Source organism: Nocardioides sp. P4_G4, assembly GCF_056401085.1.
Genome location: NZ_JBFUKA010000003.1, coordinates 79,224 through 97,452, shown reverse-complemented (window position 1 = coordinate 97,452; position 18,229 = coordinate 79,224). Strand labels below are relative to the sequence as shown.

General features: G+C 71.1%; 17 protein-coding genes and 1 pseudogene. 3 read left to right on the top strand and 15 right to left on the bottom strand.

All coding sequences use genetic code 11. The features are described 5' to 3' along the window. The 7 genes and pseudogenes from AC1DQF_RS01530 to AC1DQF_RS01500 all read right to left on the bottom strand — a co-directional run. Positions 1 to 559 (bottom strand): annotated as a pseudogene (locus AC1DQF_RS01530) (helix-turn-helix transcriptional regulator); the annotation flags it as partial. Beyond that, on the bottom strand, positions 556 to 1,548 hold the full coding sequence (locus AC1DQF_RS01525) for a helix-turn-helix transcriptional regulator (RefSeq protein ID WP_477523438.1): 993 nt from the start codon (positions 1,546 to 1,548) through the stop codon (positions 556 to 558). The pseudogene AC1DQF_RS01530 and the gene AC1DQF_RS01525, both read right to left, overlap by 4 nt. Positions 1,549 to 1,632: 84 nt before the next feature. Next, positions 1,633 to 2,589, bottom strand: a complete 957-nt coding sequence (locus AC1DQF_RS01520; protein ID WP_477523437.1) for an FKBP-type peptidyl-prolyl cis-trans isomerase — start codon at positions 2,587 to 2,589, stop codon at positions 1,633 to 1,635. Between the two features lie 90 nt (positions 2,590 to 2,679). Next, positions 2,680 to 4,041, bottom strand: a complete 1,362-nt coding sequence (gene pafA, locus AC1DQF_RS01515) for a Pup--protein ligase (RefSeq protein WP_477523436.1) — start codon at positions 4,039 to 4,041, stop codon at positions 2,680 to 2,682. An 88-nt stretch (positions 4,042 to 4,129) separates the two neighbouring features. Continuing rightward, complete coding sequence (prcA, locus tag AC1DQF_RS01510) at positions 4,130 to 5,071, bottom strand: proteasome subunit alpha (RefSeq protein WP_477523435.1); 942 nt, start codon at positions 5,069 to 5,071, stop codon at positions 4,130 to 4,132. 14 nt (positions 5,072 to 5,085) lie between these two features. Further along, entirely contained in the window at positions 5,086 to 5,886 is an 801-nt protein-coding gene (gene prcB, locus AC1DQF_RS01505; RefSeq protein ID WP_477523441.1) for a proteasome subunit beta, read from the bottom strand. Between the two features lie 26 nt (positions 5,887 to 5,912). Next, positions 5,913 to 6,110, bottom strand: a complete 198-nt coding sequence (locus AC1DQF_RS01500; RefSeq protein WP_457207626.1) for a ubiquitin-like protein Pup — start codon at positions 6,108 to 6,110, stop codon at positions 5,913 to 5,915. Between the two features lie 58 nt (positions 6,111 to 6,168). Between AC1DQF_RS01500 and AC1DQF_RS01495 the strand changes: the two genes are divergently transcribed. Then, a complete protein-coding gene (locus AC1DQF_RS01495; RefSeq protein ID WP_477523434.1) occupies positions 6,169 to 6,894 on the top strand; it encodes a type 2 periplasmic-binding domain-containing protein in 726 nt (241 codons plus the stop codon). Here AC1DQF_RS01495 and dop read toward each other — a convergent pair. Then, a complete protein-coding gene (dop, locus tag AC1DQF_RS01490; RefSeq protein WP_477523433.1) occupies positions 6,881 to 8,392 on the bottom strand; it encodes a depupylase/deamidase Dop in 1,512 nt (503 codons plus the stop codon). The two genes, AC1DQF_RS01495 and dop, sit on opposite strands and share 14 nt — an antisense overlap. 38 nt (positions 8,393 to 8,430) lie before the next feature. On the opposite strand from dop, the gene AC1DQF_RS01485 reads away from it, so the two are divergent. After that, positions 8,431 to 9,063 carry a class I SAM-dependent methyltransferase gene (locus AC1DQF_RS01485; protein WP_477523432.1) on the top strand — a complete coding sequence of 211 codons (633 nt, stop codon included), beginning with the start codon at positions 8,431 to 8,433 and terminating at the stop codon, positions 9,061 to 9,063. 179 nt (positions 9,064 to 9,242) lie between these two features. Here AC1DQF_RS01485 and AC1DQF_RS01480 read toward each other — a convergent pair whose 3' ends face one another. The 6 genes from AC1DQF_RS01480 to AC1DQF_RS01455 all read right to left on the bottom strand — a co-directional run bounded on the left by AC1DQF_RS01480 (position 9,243) and on the right by AC1DQF_RS01455 (position 16,004). Next, a complete protein-coding gene (locus AC1DQF_RS01480) occupies positions 9,243 to 9,599 on the bottom strand; it encodes a hypothetical protein (protein WP_477523431.1) in 357 nt (118 codons plus the stop codon). Next, on the bottom strand, positions 9,596 to 11,350 hold the full coding sequence (gene arc, locus AC1DQF_RS01475) for a proteasome ATPase (protein ID WP_477523430.1): 1,755 nt from the start codon (positions 11,348 to 11,350) through the stop codon (positions 9,596 to 9,598). The genes AC1DQF_RS01480 and arc overlap by 4 nt, the downstream gene beginning before the upstream one ends. Before the next feature lie 115 nt (positions 11,351 to 11,465). Then, positions 11,466 to 12,014: a GrpB family protein gene (locus AC1DQF_RS01470; RefSeq protein ID WP_477523429.1), complete on the bottom strand. Its 549-nt coding sequence runs from the start codon at positions 12,012 to 12,014 to the stop codon at positions 11,466 to 11,468. Beyond that, entirely contained in the window at positions 12,011 to 12,994 is a 984-nt protein-coding gene (locus AC1DQF_RS01465) for a tRNA (adenine-N1)-methyltransferase (protein WP_477523428.1), read from the bottom strand. Before AC1DQF_RS01465 ends, AC1DQF_RS01470 begins: the two co-directional genes overlap by 4 nt. A 183-nt stretch (positions 12,995 to 13,177) precedes the next feature. Then, positions 13,178 to 14,635 (bottom strand): HNH endonuclease signature motif containing protein, encoded by a 1,458-nt coding sequence (locus AC1DQF_RS01460; RefSeq protein ID WP_477523427.1) that lies wholly within the window; start codon positions 14,633 to 14,635, stop codon positions 13,178 to 13,180. Between the two features lie 208 nt (positions 14,636 to 14,843). Next, positions 14,844 to 16,004 carry a site-2 protease family protein gene (locus AC1DQF_RS01455; RefSeq protein WP_477523426.1) on the bottom strand — a complete coding sequence of 387 codons (1,161 nt, stop codon included), beginning with the start codon at positions 16,002 to 16,004 and terminating at the stop codon, positions 14,844 to 14,846. Positions 16,005 to 16,059: 55 nt separating this feature from the next. Here AC1DQF_RS01455 and AC1DQF_RS01450 point away from each other — a divergent pair, with 55 nt between their 5' ends. Further along, positions 16,060 to 16,968, top strand: coding sequence for a RecB family exonuclease (locus AC1DQF_RS01450; protein WP_477523425.1), 909 nt, complete (start codon positions 16,060 to 16,062; stop codon positions 16,966 to 16,968). Here AC1DQF_RS01450 and AC1DQF_RS01445 read toward each other — a convergent pair. Further along, complete coding sequence (locus AC1DQF_RS01445; protein WP_477523424.1) at positions 16,959 to 18,227, bottom strand: ABC transporter ATP-binding protein; 1,269 nt, start codon at positions 18,225 to 18,227, stop codon at positions 16,959 to 16,961. The genes AC1DQF_RS01450 and AC1DQF_RS01445 overlap by 10 nt on opposite strands. Between the last annotated feature and the right edge of the window lie 2 nt (positions 18,228 to 18,229).

Genomic DNA, 18,229 nt, shown 5'->3' with positions numbered 1-18,229 from the left:
CCACGACCCGGGTGGAGTGCTCGTCGCGGCTGGCCACGTGGTAGTCCAGCTCGAGCTGGTGGCCGCGGTCGATGGCCTGCTGCAGCACCGGCACCAGCTCGCTGCCGGGCTCGGGGGTGGCCTCGACGTGCACGCGCTCGGCGGCGGCCGTCTGGCCGGCCGCCTCGAACTTGGCCAGCGTGCGGCGTACGACGTCCCGGGTCTCCGGCGCCGCGCTCTGGGCCAGCGCCCGGAGCGCCACGACGAGCGCGGCCGCCTCCGAGGGGGCGAAGCTCACCGGGCGGGCGAGGTAGTCGGCGTTGTCGACCCGGATGATCCGCTCGCCCTCGAGGGCGTCGAGGTCGACGTTGATGAGGTCGTCGGGGTAGCCGCCGGGCAGGCCGCACATGAACAGGACGCGCAGGTCCCGGTCGAGCTGCTCGGGGTCGACGCCGAGCGCCACGGCCGCGTCGACGAGGCGCACCTCGCCGCGGGAGTGCAGGTAGGGCACCAGCGCCAGCAGCCGCGCCACCTGCTCGCGGGCGGCGTGCACGACGGGCTTGTCGGCGTCCCCGCTCATCGCTCCACCTCCTGGCGGTCGAGGACCCCCTGCAGGCGAGCCAGCACGTCGGCACGCAGCTCCTCGGGCGCCTCGACGACCACCGACGCACCGTAGGTGAGCACCTCGGAGGCGAGGTCGGACCCGGGGCCCGTGATCACCAGGCGGTCCCAGCCGCTCTCCGCGTCCGGACCGTCGACATCCTCCTCGACGCGGCTCGCCCGGCGGCGCAGGCCCACCCCGGCACGCTGGCGCACCAGCACGGTGGCCTCGACGTCGGGGGTGCGGGGAGCGAGGTTGGCGGCGATGGCCGAGACGTCGGTGCCGGCGGGGACGTCGTACGCACCGGCCTTGCCGATGCCGCTCACCTTGCCCAGCACCCGCGAGAGCCGGAAGACCCGCTCGGCGCCCCGGTCGACGTCGTGGCCCACGACGTACCAGCGACCGGAGGTGCGGACCACGCCCCACGGCTGCAGCCGCCGCTTGCGGGGCTGCTCCCCAGGACGCTGGTAGTCGAAGGTGACGACGCGGCGCTTCTGGGTGGCGTCCCAGAAGGCGTCGAAGGCGGGCTCCTCGGCGCGCAGGCTGGGGGGCACCAGGTCGAGCCGGGCGGCGTCGACCTCGACGCCCTGGGCGGTGAGCTTGCGCATCGCCTCGGTCGTACGTCGCGCCAACGTCGCCTGCTCCCACGCCCGGGCCGCGATGCCCAGTACGGCTGCCTCGTCGGCCTCGAAGCGGATCTGGGGCAGTGCGGAGGTGTCGGCGGAGATGCGGTAGCCGGGCTCGTCGTCGAAGAACGCGTCCAGCGACCCGACCTCGATCACCACCCCGAGCTCGCGCAGGTCGTCCTTGTCGCGCTCGAAGGCCTTCTCGAAGGCCTCGTCACCCCGCGCGGTGTCGGGGTACTCGGCGTAGTGGGCGCGCCGGATGTCCTGCTTGGGCACGAACCGGGTCTGCGCGAGCAGCATGATGTAGAGGTTGAGCAGGCGCTCAGCCTTGTCGCTCGCCATCGTGCCTCCCCCTCATGTCGGACGCTGCGCTCGGACGCTGCGTCCGGCCGCCCCGGTGCGGCCGGACCGAGTCTGCCTGTCGGATCAGGCCGCGCCGAGGATGTCGACCACGAAGAACAACGTGTCGGTGCCCTTGATGCCGGCCTGCTCGTTGCCGGCCTCGCCGTAGCCGAGCTCCGGCGGGATCGACRGGATGACCCGCGACCCGACGGTCTGGCCCACGAGCGCCTGGTCCCAGCCCTTGACGACCGCGCCGGTGCCGATCGGGAACGACGTCGGCTGCTTGGAGTAGGACTCGTCGAAGGGCTTCTTGGCGTCGTAGACCTGGCCGAGGTAGTCGACCGCGATGGTCTGACCCTTCTCCACGACCGGGCCGTCGCCCTTGATGAGGGTGGTGTCGAGCAGGTTCTTGCTCGGCTTGTTGGCCTCGCTGAAGTCGAGGCCGGTGATCGTGCCGCCGTCCTCGACGAGCGTGGGGGCCCACTTGGCCGGCTCGCGCTCCTCGCCGCTGGGCTCGTTGGCCACCTTGCCGAGCAGGTCGACGATGATGACCAGGCCGTCCTGGTTGCCGATGCCGAGCTGGGGGTTGCCGGTCTCGCCGTAGGTGTCCGCGGCGCTGGCCACGACCGCGACGCGGGAGCCGACGGTGTGGCCCTCGATGGCCTCCTGGAACGGCTTGCCGAGGTCGGCGTACGTCAGCAGCTCGGGGGCCTTGGCGTCGTAGGTGCTGAACGCCTTCTCCTGGGTGAAGCCGTTGCCCATCCAGATGTGGGCGAAGACGTTGTCGCCCTCGCCGAGCTCCTCGCCGTCGCCCTCGGTCAGGACCTTCGTCTCGATGCCGTCGGGGTCGACCTCCTCGTCGAAGGTGACCTTGGGCTCCTTGCCCGGGTCGCCCGAGACGCTGAACGCGTCGAGAGCGGCGCCGGAGGACCCGCCGTCGTCGTCACCGCAGGCCGCGAGGCCCATGGTGGAGAGCAGCAGGATCCCGCCCACGGCGGCGAGGCGGGTACGGCGGGTGCGGGTGGTGCGGGGGCGAGACACGTTCGGCCACCTTCTCGAGTCGGTGCAGGAGGTCGTCCTGGACGGAGCGGTCACCCTATCCGGCGTCTCTGAAGGAGTGCTGAGGCAGGCTCACATGCCGTCGATGAGGCGCTGCACCCGCTCGTCGTAGGCCTTGAAGGGGTCCTTGCAGAGCACGGTGCGCTGCGCCTGGTCGTTGAGCTTGAGGTGCACCCAGTCGACGGTGAAGTCGCGACGACGCTCCTGGGCCTTGCGGATGAACTCGCCACGCAGCCGGGCCCGGGTGTTCTGCGGCGGGACGCTCTTGGCCTCGAAGATCTTGAGGTCGGTGGTCACCCGCGCGACCGCTCCACGCTTCTCGAGCAGGTAGTAGAGCCCCCGCCCGCGGTGGATGTCGTGGTAGGCCAGGTCGAGCTGGGCGACCCGCGCGTGGCCCAGCGGCAGGCCGTGCTTGGCGCGGTAGCGGTCGATCAGCTTCCACTTGATGACCCAGTCGATCTCGCGGTCGACGAGGCCGAGGTCGTCGGACTCGATCGCCTTGAGCCCGCGCTCCCACAGGTCGAGGGCCTGCTCGATGAGCGGCGTGCTGATCTGGCGGCGGTCGACGAAGTCGCGCGCCTTGCCCAGGTACTCGGCCTGGATGTCCAGGGCGCTGGCCTCACGGCCGTTGGCGAGGCGGATCTTGCGGCGACCCGTGACGTCGTGGGAGATCTCACGGATGGCGCGGATGGGGTTCTCCATCGTGAGGTCGCGCATCACCACGCCCTCCTCGATCATCCGCAGCACCAGGTCGCACGAGGCGACCTTGAGCATCGTGGTCGTCTCGCTCATGTTGGAGTCGCCGACGATGACGTGCAGGCGGCGGTACTTCTCCGCGTCCGCGTGCGGCTCGTCGCGGGTGTTGATGATGGGACGGCTGCGCGTGGTCGCGCTGGAGACGCCCTCCCAGATGTGCTCGGCACGCTGCGAGACGCTGTACGACGCCCCGCGCGGGGTCTGCGTGACCTTCCCGGCCCCGACGATGATCTGCCGCGTCACCAGGAACGGGATCAGCACGTCGGCGAGCTGGCTGAACTCACCCGCGCGGCCGACGAGGTAGTTCTCATGGCAGCCGTAGGAGTTGCCGGCCGAGTCGGTGTTGTTCTTGAAGAGGTAGATGTCGCCGGCGATGCCCTCGTCGTGCAGCCGCTGCTCGGCGTCGAGGAGCAGCCCCTCGAGCACCCGCTCCCCCGCCTTGTCGTGCGTGACCAGCTCGGCGATGTCGTCGCACTCGGGAGTCGCGTACTCCGGGTGGCTGCCGACGTCGAGGTAGAGACGGGCGCCGTTGCGCAGGAAGACGTTGGACGAGCGACCCCAGCTCACGACCTTGCGGAAGAGGTAGCGGGCCACCTCGTCAGGGCTCAGCCGACGCTGCCCCTTGAACGTGCACGTGACGCCGTACTCGTTCTCGATCCCGAAGATGCGCCGGTCCATGTCCCCACCCTAGGGCGCGGACCCACACCTGCGGGTCGTCCCGGCGAAGGACACGCAGGACTCCCCGCCGGTGGTGGGGCCGGACGGCTCAGGACGACGTGCCACCCGGGTCCGACGGCGGGGTCTCGGGCGGGGCGACCGGGGGTGCGACGGGCGGCGCGACAGGGGGCGCGACCGGCTGCTGCGCGGGCTCCCCGGTGACGGGGTCCTCGAGGGGCGGTGTGCCCCCGCTGACCTGGTCGGTGGGGTCGGCCGGGTCGTCGACCGACGGCACGGTCGGAGGTGTGGCGCCCCCGGCGTCCTCGGGACGGGGCTCGTCGGACCGGGCGGGTCCCCGCTCGCCGAGCAGCTCGACGAGGCGGGACTCGCGCAGCCGCACGAACTTGCGGGGCTGCGGACGGGAGCGCTCCAGCACCGCGACCTCGAGGTTCTCGGTCGAGATCACCCGGTCGTCGGTCTCGCTGTGCCCGAGGGCCGCCACGGCCAGTCGTACGGCGTCCTGGAGGCTCGCGCCGTCGGCGTAGTGCTCGCGCAGGTGGCCGGCCACCACGTCGGCGGCACCGCCCATCACGGCGAAGCCGTGCTCGTCGGCGACCTGGCCGTCGTAGGTGAGGCGGTAGACCTGGTCGTCGGCGGGCGACTCCCCCACCTCGGCCACGAAGATCTCCACCTCGTACGGCTTCTCGCCACCCGAGGAGAAGATGCTGCCCAGCGTCTGCGCGTAGGCGTTTGCGAGCCCACGGCCGGTCACGTCGCGGCGGTCGTAGGCGTAGCCGCGCATGTCCGCGAGCCGGACACCCGCGATGCGCAGGTTCTCGAACTCGTTGTAGCGCCCGACGGCCGCGAAGGCGATCCGGTCGTAGATCTCCGAGACCTTGTGCAGCGCCTGGGAGGGGTTCTCGGACACGAACAGGATGCCGTCGGCGTACTGGATCACGACGACCGAGCGGCCGCGCGCGATGCCCTTGCGCGCGAAGTCCGCCCGGTCCTTCATCAGCTGTTCCGGGGAGACGTAGAAGGGGGTGCTCATGGGTGCTCCTCAGCTCAGGTCAGGGCGGCGGCGGGGCCGTCGGGCCGCTGCATGCGCGCGGCGATGATCCGGTCGGCGATGGCCGCGACCTCGTCGTCGGGGACCCGACGACCGCCGTCGGCGGTGATCACGTGCACGACCGGGAAGATGCGGCGGGCCAGGTCGGGCCCGCCGGTCGCGGAGTCGTCGTCAGCGGCGTCGTACAGCGCCTGGACGGCGGCGGTCACGCAACCCTCCGCGTCGAGGTCCTCGCGGTAGAGCTTCTTGAGGGCCCCGCGGGCGAACAGCGACCCTGAGCCGACCGAGTGGAACGCGGTCTCCTCGTAGCGCCCGCCCGTGACGTCGTAGCTGAAGATCCGTCCCTGGTCGGCGGCGATGTCGTAGCCGGCGAAGAGGGGCACGACAGCGAGGCCCTGCATCGCGAGGCCGAGGTTGGCCCGGATCAGCGTCGCGAGGCGGTTGGCCTTGCCGTCCATCGAGAGCGTCGTGCCCTCGATCTTCTCGTAGTGCTCGAGCTCGGTCTGGAAGAGGCGGACCATCTCGACGGCCAGGCCGGCGGTGCCGGCGATGCCGACGACGGAGTACTCGTCGGCCGGGAAGACCTTCTCGATGTCGCGCTGGGCGATGATGTTGCCCATGGTGGCGCGGCGGTCCCCCGCCATCACCACACCGCCGGGGAACGTCGCGGCGACGATGGTGGTGCCGTGCGGCGCGAGGTCGCCGGCGTTGCCCGTGGGCACCGCCCGGCGGCTCGGCAACAGGTCCGGCTGGTGGTCGCCGAGGAAGTCGGCGAAGCTCGACGTCCCGGGCGACATGTAGGACGCGGGCAGGCGGGAGTCGCTCACTGGCCGCCCTTCTGGATGAACGACTTCACGAAGTCCTCGGCGTTGGTCTCGAGGACGTCGTCGATCTCGTCGAGGATGGCGTCGACGTCGTCGTCGATCACCTCCTTGCGCTCGGCTACGTCGGTCTCGACGACCTCCTCGGTCGCCGTCTCCTCCTGGGAGGACTTCCGCGGTTGCTTCTGCTCCTGGGCCATGCGTCCGACCCTATCCACACTAGGAAGCCCCGCGGGGGACCTGACTAGGCTCCGGGACATGGACGCCGTGGATCCCGCCATCCGGACAGACCTGGCCCCCACCGGGACCCTGCGGGCATCCATCAACCTCGGCAACCCCGTGCTCGCGTCCGGGCCGCCCGAGTCTCCGTCGGGGATCACCGTCGCGCTCGCGCGCGAGGTCGCCACCCGGCTCGACGTGGACGTCGACCTCCAGTGCCACGGCGCCGCTCGCGAGTCGGTGGCCGCGGTCGCCGAGGGCCGCGCCGACGTCGGCTTCCTCGCCGTCGACCCKGGGCGCCCGCTGCAGTTCACCGCGCCGTACGTCCTGATCGAGGGCGTGTACGTCGTGGCGGGTCACTCGCCGCTCGCGGGCGCGTCCGACGTGGACGCGGCCGGCGTCCGGATCGGGGTCAAGGAGGGGTCGGCGTACGACCTGCACCTGACCCGCACCCTCGAGCACGCCGCGATCGAGCGCGTGGCCGAGGGCATCGACACCTTCGTCGAGCGCGCATTGGACGTGGGTGCCGGTATCCGCCAGCCGATGACCACCTGGGTCGCCGATCACCCGGGGCACCGGATCGTGGAGCCCGCGTTCATGCAGATCCGCCAGGCCGTCGCGGTCCCCGAGGACCGCTCCGCGCACTCCGTCGCGTGGCTGCGGGACATGGTCGCGGAGCTGCTCGCCTCCGGCTGGGTCGCCGCCGCGCTCACCGAGGCCGGCCAGGACCCCGCCCTCGCCGCAGGGCTGCTCAGCGGGTGGTGAGGGCGGTGAAGAGGTCGAGCGCGGTGTCGCAGCGGTCGAGCAGCTCGCCGACGTGCGCCTTGGATCCGCGCATGGGGTCGATGGTCGGCACGCGCTGGAGCGACTCGCGGCCGGGGAGGTCGAAGATCACCGAGTCCCAGGAGGCGGCGGCGACGTTGTCGGCGTACTTCTCCAGGCAGCGGCCACGGAAGTAGGCGCGGGTGTCCTCGGGCGGCTCGTGCATGGCCCGCTCCACCGACGCGTCGTCGAGCAGCCGCTCGATGCGGCCGGCGGCGACCAGCTTGGAGTACAGCCCCTTCTCGGGACGGATGTCGGAGTACTGGAGGTCGATCAGGTGCAGCTTGGCGTCGTCCCAGTCCAGGCCGTCGCGGTCGCGGTACTGCGAGAGGAGCTTGAGCTTGGCCACCCAGTCGAGCTCGCCGGCGCACAGCATGGGGTCCTGCTCGAGCCGGGTGAGCACCGACTCCCAGCGGTCGAGCACGTCACGGGTCTGCTCGTCGACGTCGTTGCCGAGCCGGTCGTCGACGAACTTGCGGGCCAGGTCGAGGTACTCCATCTGGAGCTGCACCGCCGTCAGCGTGCGGCCGTCGCGCAGCGTGAGCAGGTGCTGCAGCGTCGGGTCGTGGGAGACCGCGCGCAGTGACGCGACCGGCGCGTCGACGGTGAGGTCGCGGGTCAGGAAGCCGGCCTCGATCATGGCCAGCACCAGGGCGGTCGTGCCGACCTTGAGGTACGTCGAGACCTCGGCGAGGTTGGCGTCGCCCAGGATCACGTGCAGGCGACGGTACTTCTCGGGGTCCGCGTGCGGCTCGTCCCGGGTGTTGATGATCGGCCGCTTGAGGGTGGTCTCCAGCCCGACCTCGACCTCGAAGTAGTCGGCGCGCTGGCTCAGCTGGAAGCCGTGCTCGCGCCCGTCCTGGCCGATCCCCACCCGCCCGGCACCGCACACGACCTGGCGGGAGACGAAGAACGGCGTGAGGTGGCGCACGATCTCGGCGAACGGCGTGGAGCGCCGCATCAGGTAGTTCTCGTGGGCGCCGTACGACGCGCCCTTGTTGTCGGTGTTGTTCTTGTAGAGCACGATCGGGGTCGCCCCGGGCACCTGCGCGGCCGCTCGGCAGGCGTCGAGCATGATCTGCTCCCCCGCCTTGTCCCACCGCACGATGTCCAGCGGCGAGGTCACCTCGGGCGTGGAGAACTCCGGGTGCGCGTGATCGACGTAGAGCCGGGCGCCGTTGGTCAGGATCACGTTGGCCAGGCCGAGGTCCTCGTCGGTGAGCTGGCTGGGGTCGGCCACCTGACGCGACATGTCGAAGCCACGCGCGTCGCGCAGCGGCGACTCCTCCTCGAAGTCCCACCGGGCCCGGCGCGCCTTGATGGTCGAGGTCGCGTAGGCGTTCACCACCTGCGAGGACGCCACCATCGGATTGGCGGCGGGCTGGCCCTGCACCGAGATGCCGTACTCGACCTCGGTGCCCATGATCCGCCGTACGCTCATGGGACGAGCCTACGAGGCCGCGCCGAGGATGGAGCGAGATGGGCATCTGGAACGACCGCGTCGTCCCCCGTCTCGTCGACGCGTCGCTGCGCAGCCACGAGGTCGGCGAGCTCCGCACCCGCGCCTGCGCCGGTCTGCGGGGACGCGTCGTGGAGATCGGTTTCGGGTCCGGGCTCAACATCCGCTTCTACCCCGCCGAGGTCTCGGAGGTCAGCGCCGTGGAGCCGTCCGACGTGGGTTGGCGGCTGTCCGAGCCGCGACGTGGGCGCAGCGCCGTACCGGTGAGGAGGTCGGGGCTCGACGGCCAGCACGTGGCCGAGGCGGACGACTCGCACGACGCCGCGCTGGTGACCTTCAGCCTGTGCACGATCCCGGACCCGGTGCTGGCCCTGCAGGAGGTACGCCGCGTGGTCCGGCCGGGCGGGCGGCTGCACTTCGTGGAGCACGGCCTGGCCCCCGAGACCGGGGTCCGGCGGTGGCAGCGGCGCCTCGAGCCCCTGCAGCGCCGGACGGCCGGAGGCTGCCACCTCACCCGCGACGTGGTCGCGATCCTGGCCGAGGGCGGCTGGACGCCGAACCCCGCGGGGTGGCTCGAGCAGGTCTACCTGCCCGGGCCGGCGGTCGGACGCCCGTGGACGTTCGTGTCCCTGGGCGTCGCGACCACCGTCTGATCGACGACGGGTCAGCGGCTGCGGAGCTTGCTCAGCACGGCCAGGACCACGAGGACGATGACGACGATGATGATGATCTTGACCATGGGGTTCTCTTCTCTGTAGTGGGTGCGCCTGGCGGCTCCCTGTTGTGGGTGCGCCTGGCGGCTCGCTGTTGTGGGTGCGCCTGGCGGCCGGGATCAGGGCCGGCGCGACAGCCAGGCGTGGGTGAGGTTAACCCCCACGATGCCCGCGAGCGCCACGAGCAGCGCCAGGAGCTCACCGTTGAGGCCCAGCACGATGCTGATGGGGATGAAGGCGACCAGCGAGACGATGCCCAGCGCCACCTGACGTGCCCCGGCCCCCGCGATCGCGGCCGTACGACGTTGCTGCAGCGCGACCTGCTCGGCCACCCGCCGGTCCACGGCACGCTCGATGCGCTCGGCGAAGCCGTCGACCAGCTCCGCGTCGTACCGCGCCCCCAGCTCACGACGAGTGGCCAGGGCGGCTTCGATGTCGCCGTGGCCCAGGTCGTCGTCGGCCGGAGGCTGGATCACAGGTACTGACCGGTGTTGGCGACCGTGTCGATGGAGCGGCCCGGCTCGGTGCCCTGCTTGCCGGTGATGAGCGTGCGGATGAAGACGATCCGCTCGCCCTTCTTGCCCGAGATCCGCGCCCAGTCGTCGGGGTTGGTGGTGTTGGGCAGGTCCTCGTTCTCCTTGAACTCGTCGACGCACGCCTGCAGCATGTGCTGGACCCGCAGGCCGCGCTGCTGGTGGTCGAGGAAGTCCTTGATCGCCATCTTCTTGGCCCGGTCGACGATGTTCTGGATCATCGCGCCCGAGTTGAAGTCCTTGAAGTAGAGGACCTCCTTGTCACCGTTGGCGTAGGTGACCTCCAGGAAGCGGTTCTCCTCGGACTCGGTGTACATCCGCTCGACCGTCGCCTGGATCATGCCGGCCACCGTGGCCTCGCGGTCGCCACCGAACTCGGTGAGGTCGTCGGCGTGCAGCGGCAGGTCGGCGACGAGGTACTTGGAGAAGATGTCGCGCGCCGACTCGGCGTCGGGGCGCTCGATCTTGATCTTCACGTCCAGTCGCCCGGGTCGCAGGATGGCCGGGTCGATCATGTCCTCGCGGTTGGAGGCACCGATGACCAGGACGTTCTCCAGGAGCTCGACGCCGTCGATCTCACTGAGCAGCTGCGGGACGATCGTGTTCTCCACGTCGGAGGAGACGCCCGAGCCGCGCGTGCGGAACAGCGAGTCCATCTCGTCGAAGAACACGATGACCGGGGTGCCCATCGAGGCCTTCTCGCGGGCCCGCTGGAAGACCAGTCGGATGTGCCGCTCGGTCTCGCCGACGTACTTGTTGAGCAGCTCGGGGCCCTTGATGTTGAGGAAGTAGGACTTCCCCTCCTCCCCGGTCTTGGCCGCCACCTTCTTGGCCAGCGAGTTGGCGACCGCCTTGGCGATCAGCGTCTTGCCACACCCGGGCGGCCCGTAGAGCAGCACGCCCTTCGGCGGCTTGAGCTTGTGGTCCTTGAAGAGGTCCGGGTAGAGGTAGGGCAGCTCGACCGCATCTCGGATGGCGTCGATCTGGGAGACCAGGCCACCGATCTGCGAGTAGTCGATGTCCGGGACCTCCTCGAGGACGAGCTCCTCGACCTCGGACTTGGGAACGCGCTCGTAGGCGTAGCCGGCCCGGGCGTCGAGCAGGAGCGAGTCGCCGGCGCGCAGCGGCTCGTCGAAGAGCGGCTTGGCGAGGCGTACGACGCGCTCCTCGTCGGCGTTGGCGATCACCAGGCCGCGCTCGCCGTCCTCGAGCAGCTCCTTGAACATCACGACCTCGCCGACCTTCTCGAAGCCGAGCGCCGCCACCACGTTGAGGGCCTCGTTGAGCATGACCTCCTGGCCCTTGACGAGCTCGTCGAGGTCCACGGCGGGGCTCACGTTGACGCGCAGCTTGCGGCCGCCGGTGAAGACGTCGACGGAGTCGTCCTCGTTGCGGGACAGGAAGGTGCCGAAGCCGGCGGGCGGCTGCGCCAGCCGGTCGACCTCCTCCTTGAGCTTCATGATCTGGTCGCGGGCCTCGCGCAGCGTCTGGGCGAGGCGCTCGTTCTGGCTGGTCACGGCGGCCAGCGAGCGCTGGGTGTCGGAGAGGCGCATCTCGAGGCCCCGGGACTGCCCGGGCAGGTCGGTGAGGCGACGCCGGAGGTCTCCCACCTCGGCCTCGAGGAAGCGCACCTGCTGCACCAGCTCGTCGGGCGTGCGCCCGGCTCCTGCAGCGCTGGATGTCGATTCGGACATGTGCGTCACCTCCTAGGTCCTTCGGACACTACCCATCTGGTGATGGGACGGAAGGGGATAACGGACCGTGTTGGTCACGATTTCGTCGCGAGGCGGACTCGGCGGCCGCCCGCCGTCAGGTCGACGGGTGGTTGAGCCGGTCGATCGCGCGCAGCTCGTCGTCACTGAACTCGCCGGAAGCCCGCAGGACCTCCTGCAGGACGGCGGACTTGCCGGCCAGGTAGGCGTCCAGGTCCATGTCCGGGTCGGCGGCGAGCGCCAGCTTGGTCGCGGCGTACGCGTCCCGGAGGTCGTCGCGTCGGCGCAGCACGTCGCGTACGGCGAGGTGGTTGCGGACGTTGGTGGTGCCGACGGCGCACACGTACACGTGGCGGTGGGGAGCGCGGTCGGGTGCGTGGAAGGCCTCCCGGCCGGCCACCCCGAGGTCCCCACGATGGACGTAGCCCACCGTGCCGAGTGCCGTGACGGCTGTCTCGACATCGGCGGGGGCGACGATCACGTCGACATCGAGGATCGGCTTGGCGGCCAGTCCGGGCACCGACGTGGAGCCCACGTGCTCGACCCGGGCCCCCGGGATGTCGGCGACCGCGACGCGGAGCACGGCCGCGACCTCCTCGAACTGCCCCGCCCAGTCCGGGGACCAGGCGACGACCTCGACGCTCACGCCTCGCCGGGGGTGTCGGCCTGCGGCACCGGCGGGATGTCGGCCGGACGCGGGCCGGTGTAGTCGGGTCCGTAGGCGCCGGGGGCCGGGCGGCGGGTCTTGCGCATGGGCCGCTCCCCCGGTGCCATCCGCCGGGCGGTCACGAGGAAGGCCGTGTGGCCGATCATCTTGTGGCCGGGACGCACGGCGAGCCCCTCCACGTGCCAGTCGCGGACCAGCGACTCCCACGGCTGCGGCTCGGTGAACCCACCGTGGACGCGCAGCGTCTCGACGACCCGCGAGAGCTGGGTGGTGGTGGCGACGTACGCGCAGACGATGCCGCCGGGGACCAGCGCCTCGGCGACGGCGTCCACGCAGTTCCACGGGTCGAGCATGTCGAGGATGATCCGGTCGACCTTGTCCTCGAGCTGCGGCAGGCCCTCCTTGAGGTCACCCAGCCGCAGGTCCCAGGCAGGGTGCGTCTCGCCCTCCGGGGCGGAGAAGAACTGGTCGACGTTGCGCTTGGCGACCTCGGCGAACTCCTCACGCAGCTCGAACGACGTCACGCGGCCCCACGGGCCGACCGCGCGCAGCAGCGAGCAGGTCAGGGCGCCGGAGCCGGCACCGGCCTCGACCACGCGCGCGCCCGGGAAGATGTCGGCCAGCGAGATGATCTGGGCGGCGTCCTTGGGGTAGACCACCGCCGCCCCGCGGGGCATGGACACCACGAACTCGGTGAGGAGGGGGCGGAAGACGAGGTACTCCCCGCCGGCGGACGACACCAGGGTGAAGCCCTCGTCGCGACCGATCATGTCGTCGTGCTCGATGTGACCGCGGTTGGAGAAGAACCGCTTGCCGGGCGTGAGCTCGAAGTTGTGGCGCCGACCCTTCTGGTCGGTCAGGCGCACCCACTCCCCCGCCCGCAGCGGTCCGCGGTGGACGCCGGACCACGCTTCGTGGGGGACGTCTGCGGAGGGCACGGTGGGGGTGGTGTCAGGCATGCGCGAACCCTAGTGCGGGCCGGCGGCACTCACGGAAATGGCGGACATCACTGGCCCCCCCATGCGTTGGCCCGCCGGCGCTTTCGGCTGGTACTGCGGAGCAGCATCGGATCCGCGGCTCCGGGCCCCGCACGTGCTCGTGGCCCCGCCGGGGTCAGTCGGGCGGGGTGCGGGGCGGGGTGGTCACTGGTCCGGCGGGTGCGCGCGAAGGGACCGCAGGTCCGGCAGCTCGATGAGGGGGTGGCCGGGGCCGGTGTCGGGCCAGGCGCGTCCGGTGGCTTGGCTGCCGGTGTGGTCGCGGCGGTAGGTGTGGCCCAGCGGGCTGGTCCAGTCGAAGAYGCCGGGTTCGGTCATCTGGTAGCGCCATCGGCCGTGGGTCTTGAGCCGGTGGTGCAGCCGGCACAACGCGGCCAGGTTGTCCGTGGACGTCGATCCGCCCTGGTCGGGGTGGTCGTGATCGAACGGAACGATGTGGTCGAGGTCGCAGTGGCGGGCGTTGCGACCACACCACGGGAACACACAGGTGCCGTCGCGGACGATCACGAAGTCGCGGATCTTCTCGGTCGGGGTGTAGCCCCGGCACTCGAGACGCTCACGCAGGTCGATGACCTGCTTCACCACCACGGTCACGTCCGGGCGGGCGCACCAGGCACGGACCTGCTCCACCGACAACAGCCGCTGACCGGCCTGCTCCACCCGCGCCACCAGCGCCTCGTCCGGTCGCGTGGCCAGGTCGTGGTGGGTGATGGCGTCGGCCGAGAGGTGGGCGTAGATCACGACCTGGGTCACGGGAGCCGTGGGCGCCGGCGCGGGTTTCCGGACAGGACTCCGTCCCTCCTCAACCAACGGGGACGCGGGGTCGACGGGCGGGTCGGCGGACGGCTGGTCGTAGAAGCCGATGGCGAGCTGGTGCCGGGCGAGGTCACCCAACGCGGTGGCCCGGCGGCCATCGATCGTGTCGGCAGACCCGAGGCGGGCCAGGTGCTCGGCCCCCGACTTCACCGCCGCCGCCAGGGCCAGCGCGTCCGGGATCTCCAGGCTCGCCTCCAGGCCCATGGTCCCGTCGTAGGAGACCTGCTGCAGGTCGAACGTCACGTGCCGCTTGTCCGCCGACTTCTCCAACGCCTCCTGGACGGCCTCGGGCATGAACCGCACCCGGGCCTCCTGCACCACCCGGTCGAGGGCTGCGGGGGTGAGCCGGGAGGCGCACCAGAACACCTGCTCGTCCACATGGGTCGCGGCCTCCAACGTCAGGCTGACGGTGGTCTGCGCGATGATCCGGGCCCGCCACCCCGCGACGAGACCGGAGATGACGGCACCCCACAGGCGTGGGAGGCGGTAGGCGACCTCCACACACTCGGTCAGGAACCGGCCCGCGCTGTCGTTGGTCCGCCCCAGCATCGTCGCGAACTCCGGCACACAGAACTCATCGATCATCGGCGAGCCCTCGCCGGCGAACGTCTTCGGGGACGTGAAGCRGGCCTCCGCGAACTCGGGATCCGCGATGTGCAGGTCCGCCCAATGGAGACCCAGACGCATCATGTCCACGTCCGCCTGATCGGCCGACTTCTTCAGGTCACGCACCGCACGCAGCAGCTCGGCCGGGGACTCCGGCAGAGGGGGTGCCGTGGTGTTTGACATGGGTCAACTCAAGCAGCGACCACCGACAACGGGCCCCCGGAAACGGCCCGTTCGACCGACATGTGGACACGACTTCGAGAGATCTCTTGCGCTCTTGCCCGACCTGGTTTCGAGACAGGACCTTCGAGACGGCGCTGGCGCGGCTCCTCAAGACACCACCTCGGCCCTCCTCAACCATCGGGCGGGGCGGGCGGCAAGGGGCCGGCTCCTAGTGCGGGGACTCCCGGAACGCCTTGTCGACGTCGGCGGTGACGAGCACGCCGCAGATCTGACCGTCCTCCTCGAGCAGGAGGTACTCGTCGGCCGGGCGACGGCTGATGGCCAGGATCAGGTCCTCCCCCGCGATCGTCGCCGGGAGCGAGAGGCCGTCCTCGAGGGTGCGCGCCACGGTAGCGACCGACATCCACGGCTGCCGCTCGACCGGCGTCGCCTTGACGGCCGCCTCGTTGACGATCCCGGTGGCCCGTCCCGAGCTCGTGGTGGTGACGATGCTGCCGGCGCCGGCCTCGTGCGCGCGGCGTACGGCCTCGGCCAGAGGCAGGTCCTCGGGGACCGTGAGGGTACGGCGCGCCAGTGGGCGCGCGACCAGGTACGGCAGCCGCCGTCGCATGCGGGCCTGCGCCATGGCCGCGGTCGCGCCGGTCCACAGGAAGACGGCGAGCACGAAGACCAGCACGTAGTCGAAGAGCGTGGGCTCGACGTCGAGGAGCTCGCGCTGCAGCAGCGGCCAGGCCAGCACGGCGACGGCGGTGAGGCGACCGCCCCAACCGGCGACCAGGGTGCCGCGATGCTCGTTGCCCGAGACGCCCCAGACGAACGCCTTGAGGACCCGCCCCCCGTCGAGCGGCAGGCCGGGCACGAGGTTGAGGACGCCGATGAGCAGGTTGGCTGCGGCCAGGCCCTCGATGGTGACCTTGACCAGACCCTCCGGGACCACGAACCAGGCGGCGGCGGCCGCCACACCGACCGCGATCGAGGCCAGCGGGCCGACCACGGCGATCCAGAACTCCTGGCGGGGCCTGCGCGCAGCGCCGTCGATCTCGGTCATCCCGCCGAGGAAGTGCAGGGTGATCGAGTTGACGACGTAGCCGTAGCGCTGGGCCACCAGCGCGTGCGACGCCTCGTGCACCAGGACCGCGAGGTAGAGCATGACGGCGAAGACCAGGCCCGCGACGTACTTGAAGACGCCGAGGCCCGGCTGGGCCAGCTCGATGCGCGGGGCGACGGCGAACGCGATGAGCGCGGCGACCAGGAACCACGAGCCGGTGACCTGCACGTCGATGCCGGAGACCGACCCCACGCGCAAGGTCCCCGCCGGGCGCGCGCGGTCCGCAGGTCGTCGTCCGGCCGGCGGAGGAGTCTCGGTCACTCCTCGAGCCTAGCCGCGGGGCGTGATGTCGGAGGGGTCACCTAGGGTGCGGCGCATGAGCACCCCCGCCCCCTCTCCCGCCGATCGGGTCTCCACGCCGGTCGACGGCGTCGACGTGCTGGGGGCCCTGTCGCCGAGCCGGGCGGGCGACTTCATGACGTGTCCACTGATGTACCGGTTCCGCACCATCGACCGGCTGCCCGAGCAGCCGTCGCCCGACGCGGTGCGCGGGACCGTGGTGCACAAGGTGCTGGAGGACCTCTTCGACCTGCCCGCGACCGACCGCACGCCCGACGTGGCCGCCGACATGATCGTCCCTTCCTGGGAGGCGCTGCTCGAGGCCGAGCCGGGCGTGGCCGAGATGTTCGGCGACGAGGGTCCCGACGTCGCCTCGTGGCTGGTCTCCTGCCGCACGGTCCTCGACCGCTACTTCACCCTCGAGGACCCGCGCCGCCTCGAGCCGGCCGAGCGCGAGCTGTACGTCGAGACGGTGCTCGACAGCAAGCTGCTGCTGCGGGGCTTCGTCGACCGTCTCGACGTGGCGCCGGACGGCCGGGTCAGGGTCGTGGACTACAAGACCGGCCGGGCTCCAGGGCTCGGCTTCGAGGCCAAGGCGCTGTTCCAGATGAAGTTCTACGCCCTGGTCGTGTGGCGCACCCGTGGCGTGCTGCCGAGCGTGCTCCAGCTCGTCTACCTCGGCAACGGCGAGATCCTTCGCTACGAGCCGGACGAGGCCGACCTGCTCGCCACCGAGCGCAAGGTCGAGGCCGTCTGGCGGGCCATCCAGGAGTGCGAGGAGACGGGCGACTGGCGTCCCAGCCCGTCCAGGCTCTGCGACTGGTGCAGCTACAAGGCGTTCTGCCCGTCCTTCGGCGGCACGCCACCGCCGCTGCCCGAGCGGGTGCCGGTCCCGGACCCCTCCGGCGACCTCGACACCGACGAGGGCGTCACCGCTCAGCCCTGATCGTCCTCGCCGTAGAGGACGCAGGCGACCTCGGCCCCGCCGGCCGGTCGCAGCGCCGGGTCGACGCCGTCGTGGAACCGGACCGTCACGCCGCTCTCGTCGTCCTCGATGTCCGAGACGCCCCGCCACAGGGGTTCGTCCGGGTTCTCCGCACGGATCTGCTCCAGCAACGCCTTCACCTCGTGCCCGGGGCCCTTGCCGATGCGGGCCGTCGTGCTGGGGCTGTCGAGGTGGTCGAGGTCGCCGATGATCGCTCGTTCGGCCTCGTACGTCGCGGCGTCGCGGCGCGTCCAGTGCTCCTCGAGCACCGACCGCAGGTCGCGCGACTCCCAGCCGCACACCGACGTCGCGACCAGGCACCGCGGGTGGAAGGCGCAGCCCAGCGGCGGGCTGGCGGCATCGGGGACCTCGCCGCGAGGCAGGTCCCGAAGTACCGTCCGCGATGGGTCAGGGTCCGGGATCGCACGGAGCAGGGCCTGCGTGTACGGGTGCCTCGGGTGAGCGAAGATCTCCTCCGTGTCACCGATCTCGACGATGCGACCGAGGTACATGATCGCGATCCGGTCGCAGAAGAACTTCGCGGACGCCAGGTCGTGGGTGATGTAGACGTAGCTGAGCCCGAGCTCGGTCTTGAGGTCGAGCATCAGCTGGAGGATCTTGGCCCGCACCGACATGTCCAACATCGAGATGGGCTCGTCGGCCACCAGCACCGACGGTCCCATGACGATGGCGCGAGCCATCACCACCCGCTGCTTCTGCCCACCGGAGAGGTCCCGCGGGTACTTGGGGAGGAAGAGCTCGACCGGCGAGAGACCTACCCGCTCCAGCGACTCCACCACCCGGGTACGACGCTCGGCCGCCGACTTCACGCCCTGCACACGCAGGGCGTCCCCGACGGCCACCTCGACCGTCATCGCCGGGTTGAGAGCCGCATTCGGGTCCTGGAACACCATCTGGATGTGACGGCGGATCCGTCGCAGCTCTCGACGGCCCATCCCGGTGAGGTCGCGACCGTCGAAGACCACGCTGCCCGAGGTGGCCTCGACGAGCCCGAGGAGGGCCCGCCCAAGGGTCGACTTGCCGCTGCCGCTCTCGCCGACGAGACCGACGACCTCACCACGGTGCAGCGTCAGGTCCACACCGTCGACGGCCTTCACGGTGCCGGTGTCCCGGCCCGCGAGCCGGGCCAGGCTGCCCCCCTGCAGGTCGAAGTGCACCGACAACTGGCGCACGTCGACGATCGCGTCGTCACCGCTCACGG